This is a genomic window from Prevotella sp. MGM2, from assembly GCF_002933955.1.
Taxonomy (GTDB): domain Bacteria; phylum Bacteroidota; class Bacteroidia; order Bacteroidales; family Bacteroidaceae; genus Alloprevotella.
In genome coordinates this window covers 1-4,714 of sequence record NZ_BEWW01000232.1, presented here as the reverse complement: position 1 = coordinate 4,714, position 4,714 = coordinate 1, and the positions used below count along the sequence as shown (strand labels likewise).

The following is a 4,714-nucleotide window of genomic DNA, read 5'->3' as shown; positions in this document are numbered from 1 at the left end:
GCCTTTTTGTCTGGAGCCGCCGCATGGCGAAGGAAGATGTCATGAGGGAAATGGGGGTGACCTTGTTTTTCCATCAAATCCCGCAGTTACCTTTGCGCCTAGAGCGGAAATGACTGCTTGATGCGGCTCACTGAAAGGCGCTAAAATGGAGGTAAACGAAAGTAGAGGTAGATTAGACAGAAAACTTCAAAAGAGAAATTCGTGAAACAAGAAATCCCCCAAAAGAAAAGGACATAGCCCGTAGCGTGAAATAGGGTAAACCATATTTCCTTGCAGATAGTCGTGTATGACGGCTTGTTCCATTTATGGATTTGGCTGTCATGTACGGTTTTCTGTTCAAAAGAACAGCGAAAAAATCATCTGAAAAGCCAGTAAAAGCACCTCTTTGGCATAAGCACAAAAGAAATGGACCTTGCATCATCAGTCTAAATTGTTGTTTAGGAGTGAGGCAAAGCTCTTTTCTTCGCTTATGTGGTAGCTGGTACATGTTCGTCCAAAATCCTTGTGTATGATGGTGTGTCGATGGATAAAACCGCTTTTACGGAAAAACTTGTATGAGAAGAAAAATAGGTGGATTCATTTCAAAATCTCCTGTTTTATTGTTACTTTTGCATACGAAGAGTTCTTTAAAGGTTATCCAATGCGCAGAAGAATAAAATATAAAAACCGTTAATAATCCTTTGGTTCACAAAGATTATGCTCGGAAAATGATCTCTCAGAAGTAGTTTGACGGCATAAAAGATACTTTTCTTGAATTTGAATTGGGCTTGGCTTTTAAAATCGCCGTAGTTTCTTCACTTTGATCCTCTTATTCTCTTGATATAAAATATAGAGTAGAAGCAATATTCGACTGAAATCCTACGCTATAGAAGAGGTTACAAGGTATGTCCAAGTAAAGCAGTAATCCACTTTATTGGCTCTTTGATGCCCTCATATTATATATTAGCTAACCGGACTTTGTAATGTCCAGACCTGTAATATGGTTATAAAAAGATTACGTAATTATATACTATTTACACCAAATGTAAGATTTTCATTTGAACTTTCCAAAGCATCCTAAAAGACACCTTTAATCTCATTGTGTCGCCGGTATACTTCCTCAATGCGATGGGTGAAGTCACTAAAATACCCTAACTGGATTTTACCCTCAATTATTATGTTTGACACGACATAGAATTTCTTACTCTTATCGTGTTTCAGACACACATACTCTCCGTTTTTGAAGTTACTTATCATGCCACATAATTTTGCCACAAATTTAGTTACTTTATTAAGAGTAACTAAATTACGGATTCTGTTTTTTATTGATTGTCTCATAATTACAAGTTGTTTGGTTGATTATCTGAATTAAAATAACTATAGGCGTTGGCGTCCTGAAGTTATCCTCGGAATGTCAAAACCGTGGATGCAACTTGGGGACAACCGTTACGGCAAGCCAATATATTCATATAACATCCAAAACTCAATTTCCTTACCTAAAGGTTTTTATTTCTCGACCAACATGCGGGGACAAAGTTGTGGTGACATGCACACCAATCGTTTTTCTGCCTCATGGTTTGTGATGGATATGAGCGTGTGCAAAACATTCCTTGACAAAGCACTTGCTATAAAATTGACAGCTACTGACATATTCAATACCCGTAACAACGACTGGAGTATGAATACATACGGTATTCTGATGAACAAGTATCAGAGCTATGACAGACGGGGAATAGCTTTGAGTGTTCAATACCAATTCCAACCTCAAAAAAGTAAGTATAAGGGCAAAGCTGCTTCGGAGGCCGAAATGAATCGACTATAATGGATATCATCTGAAAAAACATATTATAAGAAACTGTTTTGATTTAATTTTAAAGTCTATCAGTTAGCAGTTTGTTATCTTTAGGAAAGAACGTGCGTTGCTTGATGTCGGGCAACGCACGTTCTGTATTACGCTTTTATGTTGTTCTTCGGTTTTAGTCTTTGGGAACATGAACCGTAGTGTGCTTACAGATGCTTTTCGAGAAATTTCTCCATGGCACGGTAAAAGTCATAACGGTTCTCCTGATTGTGAAAGCCGTGGCCCTCATCATCCTTTACCATGTATTCAACTTCCACCCCACGCTGCCGCAGCGCCTCTACCATTTGGTCGCTTTCAGCCTTGTTCACGCGCGGGTCGTTCGCTCCTTGGGCTATCAGCAGCGGCACGCGGATGTTTTCAGCATGCAGTGCGGGCGATGTTGCCGCCAGCTGTTCGCGGTCTTTTTCAGGATGCCCCACCTGTTCATACATCATTTCGAGCATTGGGCGCCAGTAAGGCGGTATGGTCTGCATGAAGGTGAAGAGGTTCGACACACCCACATAGTCAATGGCACACCGGTAAAGTTCAGGTGTGAAGGTGACGCCCGCCAAGGTGGCATATCCTCCGTAACTTCCGCCGTAGATGGCTATGCGTGCTGGGTCGGCTATGCCTTCGGCTATGAGCCACCTTACGCCATCCGTGATGTCGTCCTGCATTTTCAGTCCCCACTGTTTATAGCTTGCCTCGAGGAATTGCCGGCCAAATCCCGTGGAGCCGCGGAAATTCATTTGAAAGACAGCATAACCTCGGTTACACAGAAACTGTACCTCTGAGGAGTATCCCCACGTGTCGCGTGCCCATGGCCCGCCGTGCGGGTTGACCACCACCGGCAAGCTCTGCGCCGTTTGGGGTGTTAGGCTCCGGGGCAGCGAAAGGTATGCCTCGATGTTCAGCCCGTCGCGTGTGGTGTAGGTCACGGGGTGCATCTCCACCATGTCCTCTTCTTTGATCCATGGGGCTGTGTCCGCTATTTTCTCAGCTTTATCTTTTATGGCGTCATAGAAGTAATAGTAACCTCTTGTGCGGTCGTTGCCGGCGTAAATGAGGAAGTGTTCCTCCTCCTTGTCTGAGTCGGCCACGCCGTAGCGGTGGTCAGGGAAATGGGCCTTGATCCGTGCGCGCAGTGCCTCCTCTTCCTCATCGAAGAAGTGCCGCACCGGCTCCTTGTGTCCGGTGCAGTAGACGGAAAGCAGTTTTCTGCGCTTGCGTGAGTAGTTGATGCTTGATATGTCGTACTTCTCGTTTTCGTAGAGCACCTCCAGCTCTTCGCAGGTGGAAGGGTCCATCAGTACCAGCGCTACCTTGTCGCGTCCCAGATTGGTGGCGGCGTACACCAGGCGGTTGTCAGGCGTAAACTCCATGAAGTTGACCATTTCCCTGAAGTTTGTCGTGAGTACTGGACGGAAGTCTTCCCCATCGTTGTCACGGTAGAGAATCTGTGTGTTCACGCCGTCAACGATGGCCGTTACTGACCGCAGGCGTCCTTCGTGGTCGGTCATCCATCCCTGCCAGTTGCCCGGGTTTTCCGCCAGTTGTGTCAGTTCGCCCGTGCGTATGTTCAGGCGGTAGGGGTCGAACACTTCAGGGTTGCGCCTGTTCAGCCCGATGAGCACCATGTCGGGTGTTTCCTCCAGGTCGTCGATGAGCGAGGTGCGCACGCCCGGAAAGTCCGTGTAGGCTCTGAGATCCGACCCGTCCAAATTTACGCCGAACAGCTGGTAGTTCTCATCGCCGGCGGTGTCTTTCATGAAAAGCAGGCGTTCGTTGTCTGCCCACATGTAGCCTGCCACGCTACGTTCCGTTTCGCCGGTTATGCGCACGGCTTGTCCGCCGCCGGCCGGTTTCACGTAGATGTTCATGCGGTCGCGATAAGGCGCCATGTAGGAAAGATGCCGCCCGTCGGGCGATATTTGATAGGCCGCCTCCTGAGAGTTGCGGAAGAAATATTCAAGTGGGAGATGCTTTCCGGCACCTCCCACATTTTGGTCGTTACATGCTTTTTCCATTTTCTGTGTCATGTTTTCTTTTCACGGCGGGTCACCGCTCCTGTCCGGGCATTGCCATTTTCACCCGCGTCCACATTTCCACAGCCTCTTTGGCGGCGCCGGGCATGCGGTAGGTGAGTGTCATCGTGTTGTCCGTTGTGAAAGTATATTTTATGATATTGTCTTTGTTCACCAGCGAGGGGTCGGTGATCGAACCTGTGATGTGCTCCACATACGTAGTCTCGTCTGTGATAGCAAACGTTCCCTTCGTGGTTATGATGCTTTCTCCCTTCCTGTTGGCAATCAGGAAAGTGCAGAATGTACCGTCCTTGTTCAGGATTTTCCATACTGGCAGATGTACTATGCGCTCACTGCCGTTTTTTTCCGTTATTTTCTGTTTTTGTTGCCATATACCCGCAAAGCGTTCAGGTATGTTCTGTGCCGTCAGACAAGCTATAGAACTCATTGCGGTTATGGTCAGGAGTAAAAAGAAACGTTTCATAATCAAGTGTTATTTAAGGTTTATGATCCGGTTGCCTGTATCGCAAAGATACGACATTGCAGATAAAAAAACAAATTTAATGCAGGAAAAAATACCAGAAACTTGATTTCCCCAAGGGTGAGGCTGTAGGCGCTGTCGTTGGATGAACCGTGTGCGAGTGGTTTCTGACTTTAACGTTTTTAACCTTTTGTTGCATTTTAATGTGTTAAAATATAGGTTTGAAGTAATGATGCTGAAAAAGTCCTTATTGAAATTTTAACACGAATACTTGGAATTTCAACTGCAATACGGGGAATTTCAGGAAACAATACGGCCAAAAACGGTGCGGAAAGGCCCTGAAAACATCGAAAAAGCGGGACTTTCCGGTGGAGAGTCCCGCTTGGCTGT

At 46.1% G+C, this 4,714-nt stretch carries 4 protein-coding genes; 1 reads left to right on the top strand and 3 read right to left on the bottom strand.

Features of this window, described 5'->3' with window-relative positions; genetic code table 11:
• Nucleotides 1-1,390 precede the first annotated feature (1,390 nt).
• On the top strand, nt 1,391-1,801 hold the full coding sequence (locus C5S62_RS05800) for an outer membrane beta-barrel protein (RefSeq protein ID WP_104404458.1): 411 nt from the start codon (nt 1,391-1,393) through the stop codon (nt 1,799-1,801).
• A gap of 185 nt (nt 1,802-1,986) precedes the next feature.
• On the opposite strand, the gene C5S62_RS05795 is transcribed toward C5S62_RS05800, so the two are convergent.
• The 3 genes from C5S62_RS05795 to C5S62_RS13865 form a co-directional block, all read right to left on the bottom strand.
• Complete coding sequence (locus tag C5S62_RS05795) at nt 1,987-3,858, bottom strand: S9 family peptidase (protein WP_104404457.1); 1,872 nt, start codon at nt 3,856-3,858, stop codon at nt 1,987-1,989.
• 19 nt (nt 3,859-3,877) lie between these two features.
• Entirely contained in the window at nt 3,878-4,327 is a 450-nt protein-coding gene (locus C5S62_RS05790; RefSeq protein WP_104404456.1) for a DUF4488 domain-containing protein, read from the bottom strand.
• 197 nt (nt 4,328-4,524) lie between these two features.
• Nucleotides 4,525-4,714, bottom strand: a 190-nt coding sequence (locus C5S62_RS13865; protein WP_223301157.1) for a hypothetical protein, incomplete at its 5' end; no start/stop codon positions are given.

Coding starts and splice junctions, on each gene's coding strand:
- C5S62_RS05800 (WP_104404458.1), top strand. CDS start 1,391: ATGTCAAAACCGTGGATGCAACTTGGGGACAACCGTTACGGCAAGCCA.
- C5S62_RS05795 (WP_104404457.1), bottom strand. CDS start 3,858: ATGACACAGAAAATGGAAAAAGCATGTAACGACCAAAATGTGGGAGGT.
- C5S62_RS05790 (WP_104404456.1), bottom strand. CDS start 4,327: ATGAAACGTTTCTTTTTACTCCTGACCATAACCGCAATGAGTTCTATA.